This window comes from Lentzea miocenica, assembly GCF_033949945.1.
Lineage (GTDB): Bacteria > Actinomycetota > Actinomycetes > Mycobacteriales > Pseudonocardiaceae > Lentzea > Lentzea miocenica.
Genome location: NZ_JAXAVW010000004.1, coordinates 1 through 17,414 on the forward strand (window position 1 = coordinate 1; position 17,414 = coordinate 17,414).

At 68.7% G+C, this 17,414-nt stretch carries 16 protein-coding genes; 4 read left to right on the top strand and 12 right to left on the bottom strand.

Going from position 1 to position 17,414, the window contains the following annotated elements; translation table 11 throughout:
- Nucleotides 1-660: 660 nt before the first annotated feature.
- The gene (locus SK803_RS05815; protein ID WP_319964727.1) at nucleotides 661-1,191 is read right to left on the bottom strand and encodes a protein-tyrosine phosphatase family protein; all 531 of its coding nucleotides are present in this window, start codon (nucleotides 1,189-1,191) and stop codon (nucleotides 661-663) included.
- A gap of 137 nt (nucleotides 1,192-1,328) precedes the next feature.
- On the opposite strand from SK803_RS05815, the gene rsmG reads away from it, so the two are divergent.
- The 3 genes from rsmG (at nucleotide 1,329) to SK803_RS05830 (ending at nucleotide 3,915) form a co-directional block, all read left to right on the top strand.
- Nucleotides 1,329-1,976, top strand: a complete 648-nt coding sequence (gene rsmG, locus SK803_RS05820; protein WP_319964728.1) for a 16S rRNA (guanine(527)-N(7))-methyltransferase RsmG — start codon at nucleotides 1,329-1,331, stop codon at nucleotides 1,974-1,976.
- Nucleotides 1,977-2,074: 98 nt separating this feature from the next.
- A complete protein-coding gene (locus SK803_RS05825) occupies nucleotides 2,075-2,950 on the top strand; it encodes a ParA family protein (protein WP_319965034.1) in 876 nt (291 codons plus the stop codon).
- Nucleotides 2,947-3,915 carry a ParB/RepB/Spo0J family partition protein gene (locus SK803_RS05830; RefSeq protein WP_319964729.1) on the top strand — a complete coding sequence of 323 codons (969 nt, stop codon included), beginning with the start codon at nucleotides 2,947-2,949 and terminating at the stop codon, nucleotides 3,913-3,915. The genes SK803_RS05825 and SK803_RS05830 overlap by 4 nt, the downstream gene beginning before the upstream one ends.
- A gap of 89 nt (nucleotides 3,916-4,004) precedes the next feature.
- On the opposite strand, the gene SK803_RS05835 is transcribed toward SK803_RS05830, so the two are convergent.
- Together SK803_RS05835 and SK803_RS05840 are read right to left on the bottom strand one after the other, a co-directional pair.
- Complete coding sequence (locus SK803_RS05835; protein ID WP_319964730.1) at nucleotides 4,005-4,949, bottom strand: D-alanine--D-alanine ligase family protein; 945 nt, start codon at nucleotides 4,947-4,949, stop codon at nucleotides 4,005-4,007.
- A gap of 21 nt (nucleotides 4,950-4,970) precedes the next feature.
- A complete protein-coding gene (locus SK803_RS05840; protein WP_319964731.1) occupies nucleotides 4,971-6,287 on the bottom strand; it encodes an aminotransferase-like domain-containing protein in 1,317 nt (438 codons plus the stop codon).
- Nucleotides 6,288-6,421: 134 nt separating this feature from the next.
- Here SK803_RS05840 and SK803_RS05845 point away from each other — a divergent pair, with 134 nt between their 5' ends.
- Nucleotides 6,422-7,054, top strand: coding sequence for a GNAT family N-acetyltransferase (locus SK803_RS05845; RefSeq protein ID WP_319964732.1), 633 nt, complete (start codon nucleotides 6,422-6,424; stop codon nucleotides 7,052-7,054).
- Nucleotides 7,055-7,110: 56 nt separating this feature from the next.
- On the opposite strand, the gene SK803_RS05850 is transcribed toward SK803_RS05845, so the two are convergent.
- The 9 genes from SK803_RS05850 to SK803_RS05890 all read right to left on the bottom strand — a co-directional run bounded on the left by SK803_RS05850 (nucleotide 7,111) and on the right by SK803_RS05890 (nucleotide 17,390).
- A complete protein-coding gene (locus SK803_RS05850; RefSeq protein WP_319964733.1) occupies nucleotides 7,111-8,250 on the bottom strand; it encodes an N-acetylmuramoyl-L-alanine amidase in 1,140 nt (379 codons plus the stop codon).
- Nucleotides 8,251-8,469: 219 nt separating this feature from the next.
- The gene (trxA, locus tag SK803_RS05855; protein WP_319964734.1) at nucleotides 8,470-8,799 is read right to left on the bottom strand and encodes a thioredoxin; all 330 of its coding nucleotides are present in this window, start codon (nucleotides 8,797-8,799) and stop codon (nucleotides 8,470-8,472) included.
- 26 nt (nucleotides 8,800-8,825) lie between these two features.
- Complete coding sequence (gene trxB / locus SK803_RS05860) at nucleotides 8,826-9,806, bottom strand: thioredoxin-disulfide reductase (RefSeq protein WP_319964735.1); 981 nt, start codon at nucleotides 9,804-9,806, stop codon at nucleotides 8,826-8,828.
- 78 nt (nucleotides 9,807-9,884) lie between these two features.
- Nucleotides 9,885-10,628: a hypothetical protein gene (locus tag SK803_RS05865; protein WP_319964736.1), complete on the bottom strand. Its 744-nt coding sequence runs from the start codon at nucleotides 10,626-10,628 to the stop codon at nucleotides 9,885-9,887.
- Entirely contained in the window at nucleotides 10,625-11,242 is a 618-nt protein-coding gene (gene sigM / locus SK803_RS05870; RefSeq protein WP_319964737.1) for an RNA polymerase sigma factor SigM, read from the bottom strand. The genes SK803_RS05865 and sigM overlap by 4 nt, the downstream gene beginning before the upstream one ends.
- A 140-nt stretch (nucleotides 11,243-11,382) precedes the next feature.
- A complete protein-coding gene (locus SK803_RS05875) occupies nucleotides 11,383-12,900 on the bottom strand; it encodes a protein kinase family protein (protein ID WP_319964738.1) in 1,518 nt (505 codons plus the stop codon).
- Nucleotides 12,901-12,937: 37 nt separating this feature from the next.
- Entirely contained in the window at nucleotides 12,938-14,587 is a 1,650-nt protein-coding gene (gene murJ, locus SK803_RS05880; protein WP_319964739.1) for a murein biosynthesis integral membrane protein MurJ, read from the bottom strand.
- Complete coding sequence (locus SK803_RS05885) at nucleotides 14,584-16,878, bottom strand: DUF6049 family protein (RefSeq protein WP_319964740.1); 2,295 nt, start codon at nucleotides 16,876-16,878, stop codon at nucleotides 14,584-14,586. Before SK803_RS05885 ends, murJ begins: the two co-directional genes overlap by 4 nt.
- On the bottom strand, nucleotides 16,875-17,390 hold the full coding sequence (locus SK803_RS05890) for an NUDIX hydrolase (protein WP_319964741.1): 516 nt from the start codon (nucleotides 17,388-17,390) through the stop codon (nucleotides 16,875-16,877). Before SK803_RS05890 ends, SK803_RS05885 begins: the two co-directional genes overlap by 4 nt.
- Nucleotides 17,391-17,414 lie beyond the last annotated feature (24 nt).

Here is a 17,414-nt window from a genome sequence, read left to right on the forward strand (position 1 = left end):
TATAAGAGACAGGGGCGAGGCGGCGCGGGGCGAGGCGGCGCGGGGCGAGGCGGCGCGGGGCGAGGCGGCGCGGGGCGAAGCGGCGCGGGGCGAAGCGGGGCGAGGCGGGGCGGCGCGGGGATGCAGTGTGGCGGGTGCGAGACAGGTGCGGGGTGCGGTGGGCGACGTGGCGGCGGGAGATCCGGCGGAAGTCGCGGCCGTGAGCGCGGCGGTGCCTCCGCCATCCGCTGCGGATCGGACAGGCGCGAGGTTCCCTCAGCGGCGGGACGCCAGGCGTGATGGATGCGGGATCTGGCGGACGTTGGACCCCGGCAGGCACTGGGTCGTCTCGCTCGCCGGGCATCGTGTGGAGCTACGCACCGCTGGGCACGCCCAGGTGCGCCGCCACGATGGGTACGCCCGCGTGTGCGATCCCCCGCCGGGTAGCGGTGCACACCCCACGCCTCGCGATTGGGGCTTTACCTTGAGGGGGCGGGATGCTCCCCTGTTCGGGTTCGGCCGGGGCGCTTTTCACCCCGGCTTTTGGAGGCCGTGTCAGCATCCCGTCAGAGGCTCAAGGTCAAGCCCCAATCGCAATCGTCGCGCAGCGGCGATGGACCCCACATCTCGTCCATGCCTGACGGACCACGCTGGGGACGTGACTAGCCAACGAACCTGGCGTCACGGTTTCACGTGAAACGCCGCATCGCGGTCAGCCCACCAAGCCGCGAGCCAGGACTCCTGCTCCGCCGTGTCCGGCACCGGGAACCCACGGGCTGCCGAGATCAGGCGCCAAGCCTCCCCCGGCTCCACCCCGTCCATCCCCAGCAGCAGGCCGGCCAACAACGACGACCGCCCAATCCCCGCCCAGCAGTGGAACACCACGTGCGCACCCGCCCGGTACATCGCGTGGAGCGGCGCGACGACGGCGACGGCCTCCGCCACGACAGGCGCTGTCCGGTCCTCGATCGGGAAGCACACGAACTGAAGACCGGCTGCGGTCACCGCGCGCTCCTCGTCGGCGAGATCGCACTCGACCCGTTCGCTGTCGGTCTGGGCAGACACGAGGATGTCCACGCCGAGGCGGCGGAGGTCGCGGATCTTTGCCTCCAGGTATCGGCCGCCGGCTGGGTGGGACATGGTGGAGACGCGTCCGGGGCCGGGGTGGGCGACGGTGTAGATGGTCGGGCGCAACTTTTCCCCAAGTTTCACGTGAAACAGCGCTCAGGATTTGGCGGAGCGCACGGTCGATCCGTCATGATGGTGCCCTGGCATTCGCCAGCTTTTCCACCGGCCGCTGCAAGGTCGCCGCCGCGTGGTTTCACGTGAAACGCTCACGGACGGAGAACATGGCCGGGGAGTTGCCCGACAACGCGAAGCTCGTCTTCGGCGAGCACGTTGAGCGTGCTGCCGAGTTTGTTCGGCTCCTGGAGGAGCACGGCGTCGAGCGTGGCCTTATTGGTCCTCGTGAGGTCGACAAGATTTGGGATCGTCACGTGCTCAACTCGGCGGTGATCCAGGAGGTCATCGCGCCGAATTGTCGGACGGTCGACGTAGGCTCGGGTGCCGGGTTGCCTGGGGTGCCGCTCGCCATTGCGCGGCCCGACCTGAGGATCACGCTGCTGGAGCCGATGGCTCGGCGGATTGCGTGGCTTGAGGAAGTGAAGGAGCGGCTGGAGCTCGACAACGTGACCGTTCTTCGCGGGCGTGCGGAGGAAGGGCCGGTTCGGGCGCAGCTGAAGAACTGCGACGTGGTTACTGCGCGCGCGGTGGCTCCCCTGGAGAAGCTCGCGCGGTGGTGTCTTCCGCTTCTCAAGGGCGGTGGGCGGATGGTGGCGCTCAAGGGTGAGCGTGCGCAGGAGGAGCTTGATCGCGACGGCGCGGCGGTGCAGAAGGCTGGGGGCGCCAATGGCCACGTCGTCGTTGTGGGAGCGGACGTACTTGAGGTGCCTACGACGGTGCTGATTGTTGAGCGCCAGACGAGGAGGGATCGGTGAGCGTGTTTCCGGAGTTTCAGGCTGCTGATGTTCCACGTGAAACCGAGCCCAAGCAGAAGCCGAAGACCAAGCCGACCAACAACGGAGATGACAGCGCCGTGGTGTGGACCCCGATTGCAGAAGAGGCGGCTCGTGCGGCAAGCGTGCTGCACCCCGACGAGTCACTGCTCCCCCGGCCTACGCATCGCCGGGTGATGACTGTCGCCAACCAGAAGGGTGGCGTGGGCAAGACGACGAGCACGGTGAACCTGGCCGCGGCGCTCGCGATTCACGGGCTCAAGACGCTCGTGATCGACCTCGACCCCCAGGGCAACGCCAGCACGGCGCTCTCTGTTGAGCACCGCTCCGGCACGCCGTCGGTCTACGAGGTGCTGATCGGCGAGATCTCCATCGCGGAGGCCGCTCAGGTCAGCCCGACGTCGCCGAACCTGTACTGCGTGCCCGCCACGATCGACCTCGCCGGCGCCGAGATCGAGCTCGTCTCGATGGTCGCCCGTGAGTCGCGACTGAAGGAGGCGCTCTCCCCCGAGGCGCTCGACGCGTTGCAGCCGGACTACGTCTTCATCGACTGCCCGCCGAGTCTCGGCCTGCTGACCGTCAACGCGATGGTCGCGGCCCAGGAAGTCCTCATCCCGATCCAGTGCGAGTACTACGCGCTGGAGGGTCTGAGCCAGCTGCTGCGGAACATCGAACTGGTGCAGCAGCACCTCAACCCGGACCTCGCGATCTCGACGATCCTCCTCACGATGTACGACGGCCGCACGAAGCTCGCGGACCAGGTGACCAGTGAGGTGCGCGGTCACTTCGGCGACGTGGCGCTCAAGACGGTGATTCCGCGCAGCGTGAAGGTCTCCGAGGCACCAGGATTCGGGCAGACGGTGTTGACGTACGACCCGGGCTCGCGCGGGTCGATGAGCTACCTCGACGCCGCCAAGGAGATCGCGATCCGCGGGGCTATGGAGGAGGGCGCATGACGGAGCAGCGCAAGGGCGGACTCGGGCGCGGCCTGGCCGCATTGATCCCGCAGGGTCCTCCGCCCGGTGCGCCCAGCACCATCCGGCCCGCCGCGGCCGGAAACGGGAACGGGACGGCGAGGAACCAGCAGCCGATCGGTGAGGTTGCGGGGGCGGTGTACCGGGAGGTTCCGGTCACCGCGATCAAGACCAACCCCAAGCAGCCGCGCCAGGTGTTCGACCCGGACGCGATCAACGAGCTCTCGTTCTCCATCAAGGAGTTCGGGCTCATGCAGCCGATCGTGGTCCGCGAGCTCACCGCGGACACCTACGAGCTCGTCATGGGCGAGCGCCGATGGCGGGCGACCCAGCAGGCCGGGCTCAAGACCATCCCGGCGATCGTGCGGCAGACCGCCGACGACGTGATGCTGCGCGACGCACTGTTGGAGAACATCCACCGCGTCCAGCTCAACCCGCTCGAAGAAGCGGCGGCCTACCAGCAGCTGCTCGAGGAATTCGGCGTCACGCACGAGGAGCTCGCGGACCGCATCGGCCGCAGCCGCCCCGTCGTCACGAACACCATCCGTCTGCTCAAGCTCCCCCTCCCCGTCCAGCGACGGGTGGCGGCGGGGGTGCTGAGCGCGGGTCACGCACGCGCGCTGCTCGGTCTCGACGACGCCGGCACGCAGGAAGACCTCGCGGCACGGATCATCGCCGAGGGCATGTCGGTCCGCGCGACCGAGGAAGCGGTGACGCTCGCCAAGAACGAGAAGCCCGCGAAGCCGAAGCAGGCTCCTCGCAAGCAGATGCACGCACCCGGTCTGCAGGAGCTCGCCGAGCGCCTCTCGGACAACTTCGACACTCGCGTGAAGGTCGAACTCGGGCAGCGAAAGGGCCGGATCGTCGTCGAATTCGGGTCAGTTGACGATCTTGAACGCATCATCGGCATGATGAGCCCAGAAACGACAATTCGGACATCGGAGTAGGCCCATACGATCACCCACGGGCCTTATGTCACGGTGACGATGACGCCCCGCAGCCGACTGGCTACGGGGCGTCACCTATGAAGGAGAGGTCAACGAGCGACAGCGCGCTCGATCAGTCCGGCGTAAATCTCGCCCAACGACTCCCCCGCCGCCTCGACGGCCATCGGCAGGAGCGAGGTCTCGGTCAGTCCCGGCGACACGTTCACTTCGAGGAAGTAGACGGTCCCGTCCTCGGCCACGACCGCGTCGGTCCGCGACACGTCCCGCAGCCCGAGCAACCGGTGCGCCGCCACCGCCAGCTCCCCGACCGCCTTGGCGGCCGCCGCGTCCAGCCGAGCCGGCGCGTGGAAGTCCGTCAGCCCCGCGGTGTACCGAGCGGTGTAGTCGTACACACCGGTCTCCGGAACGATCTCGACCGCCGGCAACGACGTCGGACCGTCAGGTCCGTCCACCACCGTCACGGCCACCTCCACCCCGGAGATGAACTGCTCCGCCAGAACGGTGTCGCCGTACGCCAGGCACCCGACCATCGCCGCGGGCAGATCGGCAGCGTCCCGGACCACGTGCGCACCCAGCGCCGAGCCACCCTGATCCGGCTTCAGCATCAACGGCAGCCCCAGCGTCGAGACCATCGCGTCGAGCACCGGCTTGGCACCCAACTCCCGGAACGTCGCGTGCGGCAGGACGACCCACTCCGGCGTCGCCAGACCGGCACGGGCCAGCTCGGCTTTCGCGGTCGGCTTGTCCCACGCCCGGCGGCACGCCCGCGAGTCGGTGCCCACGTACGGCACACCGAACATCTCGAGGATCGCCTGCACCGAACCGTTCTCGCCCTCACCGCCGTGCAGGGCGACGACGACAGCGTCCGGGCGATGCGAAGCAAGACGCGTCAACAGCGAGGCGTCGGCGTCCCACTCCTCCACCATCACGCCCGCCGACCGCAGGGCAGCCGACAGACGGCGACCGGAGCGGATCGAGACTTCGCGTTCGTGGGAGAGCCCACCGGACAGCACAGCGACCATGCGGTCAGCCACAGCAAAACTCCAAAGAGAGGATCAGGCGGTGTCGGGCGAAGGGGTCTGCGGACCGGACAGCTGCCGCCCAGGCGTCGCCCCGAAGGTCGCGTGCAGCTGCATCTCTTCCTCGATGACGTTCGCCAGGCGGCGAACACCCTCCCGGATGCGCTCCGGCGTCGGGTAGCAGTACGAGATCCGCAACTGGCGGGAGCCGAAGCCGTCCGCGTAGAACCCGGTGCCGGACGCGTACGCCACGCGGGCCGTCACGGCTCGAGGCAGCATCGCCTTGGTGTCGATGCCCTCGGGCACCGTCACCCAGACGTAGAAGCCGCCGTCGGGAATGTTCCACGTGGAACCTTGCGGCATGTGCTGCTCGAGAGCCGACACCGCCGCATCCCGGCGTTCCCGGTACGCCTCGCGGTACGTCTTGATCTGACCCTTCCAGTCCTGGGTCGAGAGGTAGCGCGACACGATCATCTGGTTCAGCGTCGGCGGGCACAGGGTGGCCGACTCGGCCGCCAGCACCAGCTTCTCGCGCACCGCGTGCGGCGCCAGCACCCAGCCGACCCGCAGTCCGGCGGCGAACGTCTTCGAGAACGACCCGAGGTACACCACGTTGTCCGGGTCCATGGACCGCAGCGCCGGGTACGTCTGGCCGTCGAACCCGAGCAGCCCGTACGGGTTGTCCTCCACGACCAGCACGCCGTACGAACGGCAGATCTCCAGGATCTCGGCCCGCCGCGACACGGCCAGCGTCACGCCGGCCGGGTTGTGGAAGTTCGGGATCGTGTAGAGGAACTTGACCCGCTGGCCGGCGCGACGACAAGCCTCCAGGGCCTCTCGCAGCAACGACGGCACGAGCCCGTCAGCGTCCATCGCGACGTGCACGACGTGCGCCTGGTACGCCGTGAACGAGCCCAACGCGCCGACGTACGACGGTCCCTCGGCGATCACCACGTCACCGGGGTCGCAGAAGATCCGGGTGACCATGTCGAGGCCCATCTGCGAGCCGACGGTCACCACCACGTCGTCCGGGTGGCCCTTGATGCCTTCCATCGCCATGACTTCGCAGATCTGCTCGCGCAGCGTCGGAACACCGTGCGCCGAGCCGTACTGCAGCGCCACCAGACCCTCGGTCGCGACCAGTTGACCGATCTCGGCCGACAGCGACTCCAGCGGCAACGCGGCCAGGTGCGGCATGCCGCCGGCCAGCGATACGACCTCGGGACGGGATGCGACTGCGAAAAGTGCCCGGATCTCCGACGCCGTCATCCCTGCCGTGCGCGCTGCGTAGCGGCGGAGGTGGGGGTCAAGGCTTCTGGGGCCCTGCTTGGCGGGCTGTCCGGGCACAGTCATGTGGGACTCCTGAATAGGAAATGTCCCGAGCGAGTGTAACCGTCGTCCCGTTCAGGGCACGCGCCTTCCCGGTTCCGTCACATTCGCCTACCCTCGTATGGGTTCACTGTGTGTGTTAACGGGTGGAGGTTGGGGTGTCCCGTCGCGTCGTGGGCGTCACGCTGGACAACCTGGAGCATCTCTCCAAGCACAGCAGGACGTGCGTTTTCTGGGAACTGGCCCCTCACCTGCGCGAACAGGCTGAGGAATACGGCGACACCGAGTTCGAGAAGGAAGCCTGGGTCTCCAGCGTCCTGCTTGAATGGGGCTCGTGCGGTCGCATGATCTACTGCGACGGCATTCCCGCAGGTTCGGTCTTCTACGCACCACCGGCCGCTGTTCCGCGCAGCGCCGCCTTCCCCACGTCTCCGGTGAGCCCGGACGCGGTCCTCATGACCTCGCTGGACGTTCTTCCGGAGTTCCGAGGGGGAGGACTCGCGCGCGTGCTCGTGCAGGCCGTGGCGAAGGATCTGACGCGTCGTGGCGTGAAGGCCATCGAGGCGTTCGGCGACATGCGCCCGGACGACGAAGAGTCCAGTTGCGTCACACCCGCCGACTTCCTCACGAGCGTCGGCTTCAAGACCGTGCGGCCGCACCCGCGCTGGCCGCGGTTGCGTCTGGAGCTCCGCAGCGCCATCACGTGGAAGGAAGACGTCGAGGCTGCCCTCGAACGACTTCTCAACAGCGTGACCGTCTCGACGGCGGAACCGAGCTTCCGTCCCGTCTGACCAAAGCAAAAAGGGCCCCCTCGCGAGAGGGGGCCCTTTTTCGTGCGGGGAAGAGATCAGCCCTTGGCCATCTCGTAGCGCAGCAGGTCGTTGAACGTGAACGTGCCCGTCGGCTGGTCGTCCTTGCCGAGCAGGTAGAGCCGCTTCACGGCGACGAGGATGCCCTCGGCCACGATGTCGCGGAAGCCCGGCGTGGCCAGCCGCGCGCGGTCCTCGGTGTTCGTCAGGTACCCGGCCTCGACCCGGACGGCCGTGCAGCGGGTGAGCCGCAGCAGGTCCCACGTCTTCGGGTGCGAGCCGCAGTTCCACATCGACGTGCGGGCGGTGACCTCGCGCTGGATGAACCCGGCCAGCGCCTCGCCCACGGTGGACGACGCGCCGTTGCCGGTGCCGTAGTGGAACGTCGCCACGCCCTGCGCGTGCGGTGACGAGTTGCCGTCGGCGTGCAGCGAGAGGATCAGGTCGGCGCCGGCCTCGTTCGCGAACCGGGCGCGCTCCGCCTCGTCCGGGCAGTTGTTCGGCCCGCGGGTGAGCAACGCCTCCATGCCGGTGGCGGCCATCTTGCCTTCCAGCCGGCGCGCGAGGTCCAGCATCAGGTCGGCCTCGGAGAGACCGTCCACGACCACACCGCGGTCCTGGCCGCCGTGACCGGGGTCGATCACGATGCGCTTGCCGGACAGGCGCGAACCGGCGCCGCGGAGCCGTTCCTGCTCACGCAGCAGCTGCGGGCGGCCACCGCGGACCTTCGGCTGGAGCTGGCGCAACGCGCGCACGGTGTCCGGGCCGCACATGCCGTCCACGATCAGGCCGTAGTCGCGCTGGAAGTTCTTCAGCGCCTGCTCGGTCTGCTGGCCGAACACGCCGTTGGCGCGGCCGGCGTCGTAACCGAGTTCCAGCATGCGTTCCTGCAGCATCAGCACGTCGTCGCCGGTGGTCGGCTGCGACATCAGGAAGGCGAGCGGACGGTCGCCGAGTGAGAACGTCGCATCGCGCATCGCGCGGTAGGTCGCCGGGCCGACGATGCCGTCGATGATCAGCCCCCGCTGCTGCTGGAACGCTCGCACGGCGTGCTCGACCTGCTGGTCGAACACCGGCGGCGCCTGGGGGTCGGTCGGCGGAAGCATCCCGATACGGGTCAGGGTCGACCTGATCTCGGCAACATCACTTCCGACGTCCCCGCGGCGGAGCAGCTGCATGCACCCTCGCTCGACTAGGGCGCCGAACCTGGTCGGCGCGTCAGTTGGGAAGTCCTCATTGTGCCCTGCTCCGCAGAGTGATCGATGCAGGGCTACTCACAGTCGTACCGGGATCACGTTCCCGGCACGAAAACGAACGTGACCCGCTCGTCTTATCGATAGACGGGCGGGTCACGTTGCGCGTTGCAAAGGACTTCTTGGCCGATGCAACTTTTTTCGTCAGGCCAGAACGTCCGACAGGTCGTTGAGCAGCGCGGCCTTGGGCTTCGCGCCGACGATCTGCTTCACCGGGCGGCCGCCCTGGAACAGGATCAGCGTCGGCACGGACATGATCTGGTAGTCGCGGGCGATCGACGGGTTGGCGTCGATGTCGACCTTGGCGATGGTGATCTTCTCGCTGTGCTCGGCGGCGATCTCCTCGAGCACCGGCGCAACCATCTTGCACGGGCCGCACCAGGTCGCCCAGAAGTCGACCAGCACGGGCTTCTCGCTGGTCAGCACGTCGTCCGCGAACGACTTGTCGGTCACCGTGACGGTGGCGCCTGCCATGTTCTCTCCTAGAACTCGAAGAAACTTCAGTTGCTCTTGCCGTAGCCGCCGCCGACTGCCTCAGCGGCGATCTCGGCGTGCTCCTCGCCGTGCTCGGCGAGCCACCGTTCCGCGTCGATCGCGGCGCTGCAACCCGAGCCGGCGGCGGTGATGGCCTGGCGGTATTCGTGGTCGACGAGGTCGCCGGCAGCGAACACGCCGTCCAGGTTCGTGTAGGAGGACTTGTCCTTCGTCAGGACGTAACCCTCCGCGTCGAGGTCGACCTGGCCCTTGACGAGGGACGAGCGCGGGTCGTGGCCGATCGCCAGGAAGAATCCGGTGACGGGCATCTCGGACTCGGCGCCGGTCTGGGTGTCCTTGATCTTGATCGACGACACCGTGCCGTCACCCAGCACGTCGGTGACCTGCGTGTTCAGCTGCCACTTGATCTTCTCGTTGGCGCGGGCGCGCTCGAGCATGACCTTGGAGGCGCGGAACTCCTCGCGACGGTGGATGACCGTCACGGACTTGGCGAAGCGGGTGAGGAACGTCGCCTCCTCCATCGCCGTGTCGCCGCCGCCGACCACCGCGATGTCGTGGTCGCGGAAGAAGAAGCCGTCGCACGTCGCACAGGCCGACACACCGCGGCCGAGCAGCTCCTGCTCGCCGGGGATGTTCAGGTACCTGGCCGCCGCACCCATCGCGAGGATGACCGCGCGGGCCTCGTACTCGACGCCGTTCGCGACGACCTTCTTGATCTCACCGGTCAGCTCGACGGACTCGACGTCCTCGGCACGCAGCTCGGCACCGAAACGGGTCGCCTGCTCACGCATCTGCTCCATGAGCTCGGGGCCCATGATGCCGTCGCGGAAGCCGGGGTAGTTCTCGACCTCGGTCGTCGTCATCAGGGCGCCGCCGTACTGCGAACCCTCGAAGACCAGGGGCTCGAGCTGCGCGCGGGCGGCGTAGACCGCCGCGGTGTAGCCCGCAGGCCCCGATCCGATGATGATCACGTTGCGCACGCTCACGGCCCCAGCAACTCCTCGATCTCGTCGTCTGTCTGGCTCAACGGATCGTAGGTGCAGCTAATTCCGTGACTTGAGCGACTACCTCTGACCCACCGTCGTGTCCGCGAGAACGCCCTCCGGCTTGTCCGGTCCGCAGGTCGCAGGGTCCAGCACGACCAGCCGGTACTTGCCGAGACCGGCGGGCAGGATCGCCATCACGGCGTCCTTGCCCTCGAGGTTGATCGGGCTGATGCCGAGCGGGTTGCCCGAGCTGGTGATGCCACCGCCCCGCAGGCAGCCGGCCAACCGGTCGGGCGTCTCCAGCGGGCCGTAGTTCTGCGCCTTCAGCACTTCCCCGACCGCGGAGCCCAGTTCGTCGCGCTTGATGGCGAGCGGGGCCTGGTTCGCGGCGGACGTCGTCGGTGCCGGTGCGGCGTCGCCGGGGGTGTTCGCCTCTTTCCCGCCAGGGGAAACGGCCAGCACGATGCCGAACGCCGCCGCGGCCGCGACCAGCACACCGCCACCACCGAGGCCGAGCCTGCGGTTGCGACGCTTGCGGGCCTCGTTCAGCGACACCACCGGCGCGATGCCCGGACGGGCCTCGGCGGCGAGAGCGGCGTCGATCCTGGCGGCCACGTGGTCGGGCATCGGGATCGGCGGCAACGCCCGCAGGTCCTCCAGCGTGGCGTCCAGCGCCTGCAGGATCTCCCTGGCGTCAGCGTCCGCCTCGACCCTCGGGCGCAGCTGTGCGGCGACCTCAGGGGGCAGCACGCCCGCGTGCAGGTCCGCGATGAGGTCAACAGACCACGGCGGACCCATCGGCACGCGCTCCATGCCGGTCATCGGCCCTCCCACTGACGTTGCTCTTGCACATTCACACCGTCAGCTGGGACGTTCGCATCTGCGATTCGGTTCCTGAGGTGCCCGAGAACTTTGGCGAGCTTGGCGCGACCTCGCGCACACCGGCTCTTCACCGTGCCTTCGGCGATGCCGAGCATCTTCGCCGTTTCGGCGACCGAATAGCCCTCGACGTCGACGAGCACGATGGGCGCCCGCTGCTCCTCAGGCAGCTCCATCAACGCCTGCTGCACCATCAGGCTGGTCTCGCGGTCGCTCATCGCGTCACGGGGCGCGACGGGCTCGCCGGGACCGGCCTCGGGCAGCGGCACTGTCGGTCTTGTCTGCCGCCGTCTCATCCGGTCGAGGCACGCGTTGACCACGATCCGGTGAAGCCAGGTGGTCACCTGTGACTCCGCGCGGAACGTCGAGGCCGCCCGGAAGGCCGAGATGAACGCCTCCTGGAGGGCGTCCGCCGCTTCCTCCGGGTCTCGCAGCGTTCGCAACGCCACCGCCCACATCCGGTCGCGGTGCCGTTTGACCAGCTCCGAGAACGCGTAGGGGTCACCTGCGGCGTGGGCCGAGATGAGATCGGCGTCCGAGCTGGCTGCGGCGGTCACGGGACGCACTTTAGCGAGCGTGATCACAGCGTTGTTGGCCGCTCCTTCGGAGACGGCGGCGAGGTCGTCGAGAAGTCGGCCGGACGACCGACACGACCTCGCGTCACCCGAAGATGGCCATCCAATGTGCAGGCGTAGTTCTACTGGGCTCGGGTGTAGAGGATCTCGCGGATCTCCGACTGGTTCTTGCCGCCGCCGGAGTTCGTGAGTTGCGTGATCCAGATCAGCACGTGCCCGGTCGGTTCGTGCTCGTTGAGCTGGATCTGCGTCTGCCCTTCTGACAGGTCCGCGACCCCGATGACCTTGGTCTCCTCCAGCGGGGCGTCGAGCGAGGACGCCACCCTGATCTCGACGTGCGTGCCCTTGCTGGGCGAGGTGATCGTGATCGAGGCGAGCCGCACCGGTTCGGCGAACGACCCCATCAGCCCGATCCCCGGCTTCAGGGTCGGGAACGGCTGGAAGTAGTTGTCGGTCCGCCAGAACGTGGTCGCGTTGTTGTCGACCGCGCGGCTCGCCTGGTTCGCGTTGTCCGGCTGGTTCGTCACGTCGTAGACGCCGATCTGGCCCGGCTGCACCGGTCCGGCCGGCGCGGGTGCGGGTGCGGACTGGCCGTTCGACCCCGGCTGGTTGATCACCACGGTCGGGCCGCCGCCCTTGGACGGCTCGTCGCTGAAGAAGCCGACGATCTGCACGCTCAGCCACACGATCACGGTCAGCGTGGCCACGGCGAGCACGCCGACGCTGATCCACAGCTTCTTCTTCTGCTGCTTGTCCTGCCGCGGACGCTGTGTCGTCCACACGACCTGGTCGTCGTCGTCTTTAGCCGGCGACACGGCCGGGATCAGCGAGGTCTGTGCTTCCTCGGCCGCGATCTGGTCCAGGACCTGCAGGATCGCCGCGGACGTCCGGATGCCACCCACCGAAGTGTCTTCCAGCGAACGCACCGCGACGGACGACAGGTCGTGCGGCAGGTACGGGTGCAACGCGTTCGGTGCGACCACGGACCCATCGGGACCGGTCGGGGCGAGCGGCACGCCCTGAGGGCCGCCCGGCAGCGCCCACCGGCCGGTGAGCAGCAGGTACAGGATCGCGCCCAGGCCCTTGACGTCGTCGCGCGCGATCGCGTCCGGCCGAGGACCGGGGAACGCGAGGCGCAGGCGGCCGTCCGAGGTGACCCGGATGCGCTGCGGGTGGTCGGCGCCCAGCACGAGACCGGCGTGGTGCGCGCCTTCGATGGCGGCGCCGAGCGGCTCGAGCAGACGGGTCGCGGCGCCCGCCGGCAGCGGGCCCTCCGCGATGAGGTCCATCAGGTCGGTGCCCTGGGTCCACTCGGCGATGACCATGCCGAGGATGCCCTCGTCCGGGCGGATGCCGGTGCCGGGCGTCAGCACGTCGATCACGCGCGAAACGCCGGGGTGCGTGAACGACGCCGCGTGCATCGCGCGTTCGACCGTTCGGCGAGCACGAGCGGCGGCGTCGTTGTCCGCCAGATCGCCCAGCAACACGGTCAGCGCGACGTCCCGGTTGAGCTGACCGTCGCGGGCGCGCCACAGCTCCGCGTTCGACCGGGCGTCCGCTCCTGATTTCGCGAGCAGGCGGTAGCGGCCATTGCCGATGACGCCGCCGGGAACCAGGGCGGCGTGAACTCCGCTACTCACGGGCACGAGGGTACGGGACGACAGTCACGGGCCGGAGTCACCGCCGCCGCACCAAACGGTTGATCTTGTCGATGGCCGGCTTCATCTCGGGTACCCGGAATGCCGCCAAAAGGCCGAACGCGAGCGGCAAACCGATCAAAGTCACCAGAACGACCTCGACCCAAGCGGCTACAACCGGGTCGCCGAACTCGATCAAGCCCTGGACCAGCGCGTTCGCTCCCTTGGCCACCGCGAACGCCAGCGAGGACGCCACCACGGTGAGGCACACGGTCCAGATGGTGAAGCCGGTGCGCAGCCGGCCGAGCCTGATTCGCAGCCAGATCTGACCGACGATCGCGCCGAAGACGAAGCTGAGCGACATCGCGAGTGACACGCCGACGGCGAGCTGCCCGGCGTCACCCGGCGTGGACACCGCGAGGAACAGGTAGAGCAGCCCGATGCGGACCGCCACGATCAACGCCTGGATCAGCGTCGGCGTGCGGGCGTCCTTCATCGCGTAGAAGACCCGCAACTGCAGCAACGTGATCGCGTACGGCACGAGACCGAACGCCGAGAGCGCCAGCGCGAGACCGATCCTCGTGCCGCCGGTGATGCCCGAGTTGCCCCAGGCGAAGGCCGCGAGGCCGATCGACAGACCGGACACCGTCATCAGCGCGCTGAACGGCATCAGCAGGATCGCCGACATGCGGTTGCCGAACAGCAGGTCGCGCACGATCGAGTCGTTGTCGTTGTGCGCGGCCGCCCTGCTCATCTTCGGCATCAGGGCGGTGAGCAGCGAGACTCCGAGCACGCCGTACGGCACCTGGGCGATCAGCCACTGGTAGTTGAACGCCACCAGCGTGCCCTTGGCGCTCGTCGCCACGTTCGTCAGCACGGTCATGCTGGCCAGGCCGAGTCCGACGTAGAGCAGCACCCAGAACGCGAGGCTGCCGAACTCCGACAGCCGCGAGTCCCAGCCGAACCGCCACTTGAACCGGAATCCGGTCTTGCGCAGCGCCGGGAACAGGACGGCTGCCTGCACCGCGACACCGAGCGCGGTGCCGAGGCCGAGCACCAGCAGGTGCGTGTCGGTCATGCGGACCGGGTTGAGCGTGAGCTCGCCCGGCAGCATCGCGTAAACGACCAGCACGACGATCACGACGAGGTTGTTCAGCACCGGCGCCCAGGTGGGGATGCCGAACACGTGTCGTGCGTTCAGCACGGCGCTGAGCAGTGCCGTCAGGCCGTAGAAGACGATGCCCGGCAGCACCAGGTAGGCGAACGCGGTGACCAGTTCGGGGTTCGCGTCCTGCGAGTCGGAGATGTAGATGTCCGTCAGCAACGGCGCGGAGGCCATCGCCAGCAGGGTGCCGACGCCGAGGATCAGCGTGCCCATGGTGATCAACCACTGGGCGTACGACTCGCCGCCGTCGCTGTCCTCCTTCTCGGCGCGGACCAGCAGCGGAATCGCCACGCTGGTCAGCACACCGCCCAGGAGCAGCTCGTTGATCATGGTCGGCAGCGTGGAGGCCGCCTGGTACGAGTCACCGAGCGTCTCGGCGCCGATCACCGCGATCAGCAGCACTTTCGACAGCAGCCCGGTGGCGCGGCTGACGATCGTCGCGATCGCCATGGAGCCGCTCGCCTTGGCGACCGACGGTGCCTGCTTCTGCTGCTCTGGTTCGGTGGTCGTGGCTGTCTCGCTCACGCGCTCGACTTCTCCGGTGTGACGTTCTCGATGGACGGTGCGTCGCCGTTCTCGCCGTTGCGAGCGCGGACCCGCTTGTAGATGCGCCGCCCGGAAAGCAGGACGAGTGCGATGGCCGCGATCACGGTGATGATCACCGTGATCGTGCCGTAGGCGGACGACGACACCTCAAGCTTGACAGTGTCACCGAGAGCGACGCCCTCGGGAGTGGTCAGGCGGACGTTGACCGGGAACCTGCCGGACCGCAGCACCTCCACGGGCACCCGCACGACGCGTTCGCCACGTGCGGGAAGCACCTGGTCGGCGAGGTCGAGCTTCCTGATCCCCGGGGTGTCGGCCAGCGTGATCCGCACGGTCACCCGGACGTCGAGCTTGTTCGTGAGGGTGACCGGGATCGGACTGTCACCGGAGCCGAGCAGGATCGGGCTGTTCGGCTGGGTCACGCCGACCATGCCGGTCAGGCCGTTCAGCTCGCCCTGGCTGACCTCGGCCGCGGACCGGGCGCCCTGCTCGTTGGACCGCCACGCGCCGGACATCGCGCGCAGCAGGCCGAGCCACAGCGGGTCGGCCAGGTCGGCGGGCGACGCGTGCTGGGTGTCCTCCTGCTGCATCGCCGCGACCAGGCCGTTCAGCTGTGCGCTCTGGTTCGTCACGGAGTCCGCGATGACCGTCGAGATCTCCCGCGCGCCGGCCTCCGGCGGGTAGGCGACCTTGGCGTTCGTCACCGCGGGGGTGGCCTTCGTGAGCTCCTCGAGCCCGGTCTGGGCCGCGTAACCGCCGGCGAGCAGCTTCTGGGACGCCGTCAGGAACTCGGTCATCTCCGAGAGCGGCGCGTTCCACCGGCGCGGCGGCGCGACCAGCACGTTGCGGCCGTCGCCCTGCCATCCGGCGCGGAACACCAGCACGGCCAGCGCGTTCTGCACGGACACCGGCTGGTTCTCGAACGGCGCGGTCACGCCGGACAGCGTGCGCGGGCGCGAGTCACTGCCCTGCAGCGCGTCCGAGACCATCGAGTCGATCTTGACGGCGGTCACCGGGTTCTTGCCGCCGATGCCGACAGGGGTGGTGCCGGGCGCGTCCGCGAGGCCGGTCGGGTCGAGCAGGACCGACTTCATGCCCTGGTAGCCCTTGTCCGGCTGCGGGGTGACCAGCTCGTCGAACGTCGACTGGTCCAGCACACCGTCCTCCGGCCACACCAGGTTCGGCAGCGGCTGCACGGCCAGGATGTCCTGGATGAGCTTGGGGCCGCCGGTCACCGCGAGCGTGCGCATCGGACCGAGCTTCGCCCTGTTCAACGCCACGAGGTCGGCGTCGGCGTAGGGCAGCGCGATCACGCAGCGGCCGCTGACGGCGAGCTTGAGCCGGTCCAGCCACAGCCTGGCCTCGGTCCTGCCCTTGCCGTCCGCGCCACCGCGCACCTTGTAGCCGGTGCTCATGGCCTGGACGGTGCGCAGCAGGTCGGGGTCGATGGCGACGCACATGGCCGTGCTCATCGACGAGATCGCCTGCTCGTAGGCCTGCAACAGGCCGTACAGCCGGCCGTTGACCGAGAGCGACGTCGCGAGCTCGTCGTCGATCAGCTCCGACTGACCCTCGCCGCCGAGCCGGACCAGCCTCGGCCGGTCCGCGATCGGCCACAGCACGGTGAGCTTGGCCGGTGCGCCGGTCTTGCCCTTGGTCTCACCGCCGGGCACGCCGAGCACCGGCAGCAGCGTGGACAGCGCCGCGAGCCGCGCCTGGCCGCCGAAGTCCGGCCTGCCGTTGACGTTGGCGAGGATCGGGTAGATGCCGGGCTGCTCGACCTCGAGCGAGGTCGGCTCGGTGCCCCGCAACGGCACGTCGAGCGTGAAGTCCTTCTGCTGGCCCGGCTCCAGCACGTCGGCGACCTGCGTGAACTTGGGCTGCACGGCCTCGGCCGCCGCCGGTTCCCGCAACGCCTTGCGCAGGTCGTCCTCGGTGGCCAGCGGCTCACCGCGTTCCAGGCGCAGCACGATGTCGGAGACCTTGCGGTCACCGATGTTGACGATCGTGCCGGTGATCTTGACCGTGCCGGGCGAGTCGCTCGTCACGAACCGGGGGGTGAGCTGGGCGATGTCGAGCCGCAGGAACTGCGGCGTCTGCTGGCCCGGCTGGGCGGAAAGAGATCTGGTGGCCCACACCTCGGTGGCGGGCAGGAACGGCAGCGCGTCGACCTCGTCCGGTGGTGACTGCTCGACGGCGCCCGCGGGCGGCGAGGCGATCACCAGGAACGTGGCGACAGCGGCTGTGCAGACGAGCTTCCTCAGACTCACGCCGACCCCGCCCCGTTGCGGCAGCGGCCGGCGAGCAGTTCGGCGGCTCGGCGGACCAGGCGGCGCTCGTCGGCATACGCGAGTCGCTCGTCCAGTTCGCCGAGTGGCACCCACGCCACCTCGGTGACCTCCACGTCTTCGTCGGAAAGCTCTCCCCCCAGCGCTTCGAGGAGGAAGTGGTGAACCGTCTTGTGCACCCGGCGGTCGTCAGCGACGAACCAGTAGTCGATCGACCCCAACGGGCGAAGCACCCTGCTATGAATACCGGTCTCCTCGGCGACCTCGCGCACCGCGGTCTGTTCCGCGGTCTCGCCGGCCTCGATGTGACCCTTCGGCAAAGACCACAGCAACCGGCCGCGCCGGTCAAGTCTGCCGATCACCGCGGCCCGTTGTGCTCCGTCGAGCACCAGGCCACCCGCCGACGTCTCGTCGACCGTCTTGAGCCTCCTGCCCCGGCGCCTCTTCCGGCGCCCCGGCTTGGGACTCCCGGAACGTGCGGCTGACGGGGACATACGGCCGATCGTACTTAGATCCGA

Bases quoted from the DNA above. Each gene is read 5' to 3' on its own strand.
- rsmG (WP_319964728.1), top strand. From the start codon at position 1,329: ATGGCCGGGGAGTTGCCCGACAACGCGAAGCTCGTCTTCGGCGAGCAC.
- SK803_RS05830 (WP_319964729.1), top strand. From the start codon at position 2,947: ATGACGGAGCAGCGCAAGGGCGGACTCGGGCGCGGCCTGGCCGCATTG.
- SK803_RS05840 (WP_319964731.1), bottom strand. From the start codon at position 6,287: ATGACTGTGCCCGGACAGCCCGCCAAGCAGGGCCCCAGAAGCCTTGAC.
- SK803_RS05850 (WP_319964733.1), bottom strand. From the start codon at position 8,250: ATGCAGCTGCTCCGCCGCGGGGACGTCGGAAGTGATGTTGCCGAGATC.
- trxA (WP_319964734.1), bottom strand. From the start codon at position 8,799: ATGGCAGGCGCCACCGTCACGGTGACCGACAAGTCGTTCGCGGACGAC.
- SK803_RS05865 (WP_319964736.1), bottom strand. From the start codon at position 10,628: ATGACCGGCATGGAGCGCGTGCCGATGGGTCCGCCGTGGTCTGTTGAC.
- SK803_RS05890 (WP_319964741.1), bottom strand. From the start codon at position 17,390: ATGTCCCCGTCAGCCGCACGTTCCGGGAGTCCCAAGCCGGGGCGCCGG.